The organism is Streptomyces caeruleatus (assembly GCF_001514235.1).
Classification (GTDB): Bacteria; Actinomycetota; Actinomycetes; order Streptomycetales; family Streptomycetaceae; genus Streptomyces; species Streptomyces caeruleatus.
In genome coordinates this window covers 1-2,389 of sequence record NZ_KQ948969.1, presented here as the reverse complement: position 1 = coordinate 2,389, position 2,389 = coordinate 1, and the positions used below count along the sequence as shown (strand labels likewise).

At 68.6% G+C, this 2,389-nt stretch carries 2 protein-coding genes; one reads left to right on the top strand and one right to left on the bottom strand.

Annotation, left to right across the window (positions count from 1 at the left end; all coding sequences use genetic code 11):
• Positions 1 to 36 precede the first annotated feature (36 nt).
• On the bottom strand, positions 37 to 996 hold the full coding sequence (locus AQJ67_RS44255) for an RDD family protein (RefSeq protein ID WP_062725850.1): 960 nt from the start codon (positions 994 to 996) through the stop codon (positions 37 to 39).
• Between the two features lie 130 nt (positions 997 to 1,126).
• Here AQJ67_RS44255 and AQJ67_RS44250 point away from each other — a divergent pair, with 130 nt between their 5' ends.
• Positions 1,127 to 2,134 carry a stage II sporulation protein M gene (locus AQJ67_RS44250; RefSeq protein WP_062725848.1) on the top strand — a complete coding sequence of 336 codons (1,008 nt, stop codon included), beginning with the start codon at positions 1,127 to 1,129 and terminating at the stop codon, positions 2,132 to 2,134.
• Positions 2,135 to 2,389: the final 255 nt, after the last annotated feature.

The window sequence follows — 2,389 nt, the reverse complement described above, 5'->3', positions numbered from 1 at the left end:
GGCTCCTGATGTGGGCGTGACATTTGAAGACAACTCCTAGGCCGGTGGGGCGAAACCGGTGGACGGCCGGTCGGCGGAGGGAGTGGGGGGCGCCGGGGCCACCTCCATGCCGTACGGCGCACGCGAAGGCGGTGCAGCGGTAGCGGGCGCAGGAGCCGCGGCCGGCACGACCGATGGGCCGTACGCCCCAGGTCCCCCCACAACACTCCCTGCACAGGCGTCGACGGACCCCCCACCCCCAGCCGACCCGTTGCCGAAGGCCCGCCGCGCCTCCCGCGTCTGCCGTTCCTGAAGCACCGCCGCCAGATACGCTGCCGGGGGCACACCCTGCGGCGCCGGAGCACCCGTCCGCGCCGCGAGGTCCGTCGCAAGACGCTCCGCCATGCGCCCGCCGACCTGAGGGTCGAGTTGTTGCATCCGCATCAGGTACTGGCGAATGGCGAGCCACAGGTCATTCGGCACCGCCGAAAGGTCAAGCCCCGAGAACCGCCCCGCCAACCACGGCGGAGGCGGCGGAACGAACCCCGTCCGCGCGACGGGTATCCGTTCCCGCACGACGAGCGTCCCGGCAAACACATCACCGAGCCGCCGCCCGCGCGCGGACACCAACGAAGAGATGACAGCGATGACGCCGAGCGTCATCAGAATCTCGATCACACCTATGAGGCCACGCACCAGAGCGTGCCGGAACCGGATCGGTCCGCCGTCATCGCGCACCACCCGCAGCCCACACGCAAGCTTCCCGAGCGAGCGCCCATGGCTCAGCGTCTCGACCGCGATCGGCCCGCCGACCAGCAACAGAACGAACGTCGCAATCGACAACGCCGTCTGCGCCGCCTCGTCCAGGGAAGCCGTCGCCGCCACCACACCCAGGGTCACGACGATGTACGCGATCACTGCCACGGCCAGATCGAGCAGCACGGCCAGCGCCCTGCTGGGCAGCTTCGCGGGACGCAGCTCCAACGCCACCGCCTCACCCGTCACCAGCTCACTCACGCCGACCGTCCTTCCCCTGACCTGCCCTCGGAATGGCCAGTCTGCCAAGCTGAGGGCGCATCGCGCCGCAGTACGACAAGCTGACACCCACGACGAGTCGCCGACGAACAGCCGAGGAGCAGAAAACCAGATGGACCTCGACGTCTTCGTCACCGCCCACCGAGCTGAGTGGGACCGCCTCGACGCCCTTCTCGGACGCCAGCGCCGCCTCACCGGCGCCGAGGCCGACGAACTCGTCGCCCTGTACCAACGCACGGCGACCCATCTGTCCCTGATCCAGTCCAGCGCTCCCGACCCTCAGCTGACCGGTCGCCTCAGCCAACTCGTGGCACGCGCGCGTAGCGCCGTCACAGGCACCCGACGCGCCTCATGGCGCGACGTCACCCGCTTCCTCACCCAAGGATTCCCAGCCGCCGTCTACCGGTCACGCCACTGGTGGGTCCCCACCGCGCTCCTCTCCACCCTCGTCGCGGCCCTGCTCGGCTGGTGGATAGGCACCCATCCCGAAGTACAGGCCACCATCGCGGCCCCAAGCGAACTGCGCGAGCTCACCCGCCCAGGTGGCCAGTACGAGACGTACTACTCCAGCCACCCAGCGGCGTCCTTCGCGGCCCAGGTCTGGACGAACAACGCCTGGGCAGCCGCTCTCTGCCTGATCCTCGGAGTCTTCCTGGGCCTCCCAGTGCTCTGGATCCTCTTCCAGAACATGCTCAACCTGGGCGTCGGCTTCGGCCTGATGTCCTCGGCAGGTCGCCTGGACACCTTCCTCGGCCTGGTCCTGCCGCACGGCCTCCTCGAACTGACCGCGGTCTTCGTCGCCGCCGGCACCGGCCTACGTCTGGGCTGGACCCTCATAGACCCGGGCCCGCGCACCCGACGCTCAGCCCTCGCCGAGGAAGGCCGAGCCGCGATCGGCATGGCGATAGGCCTGGCCCTGGTCCTCTTCGTCTCCGGCGCCATAGAAGGCTTCGTCACCCCATCGGGCCTGCCCACCTGGGCGCGCATCAGCATCGGCGTCGTCGCTGAACTCGCATTCCTCGCCTACGTCTATGTCCTCGGCGGACGTGCCGCTCGCGCCGGCGAGACGGGCGACGTCGAGGCGGCCGAGCGCAGCGCCGCCGTTCCGACCGCGGCCTGATGTGCGTACACGCCTGTTGAGCTGCTAGTCTCCTCTTCGCCCCGCAGGAACCGTTGACACGGAGCTGGCGGGGAGGTAGATTCGAACAGTTGCCTGGAAGTGGATGCAAGTCCCGCCGGGCAGAGTGAGTGTCTGTCTGCTTCAGCGGAACATTGATTCCCGAGAAGCCCCCTCCCGAATGAATCGGAAAAGAGTGGCTGGTCAGTCCGGCCCGGAACTTCTGATAAAGTCGGAGTCGCCGGAAAGGGAAACGCA

What these genes read in the sequence shown, in the direction of transcription:
- AQJ67_RS44250 (WP_062725848.1), top strand. Translation starts at nt 1,127, where the DNA reads ATGGACCTCGACGTCTTCGTCACCGCCCACCGAGCTGAGTGGGACCGC.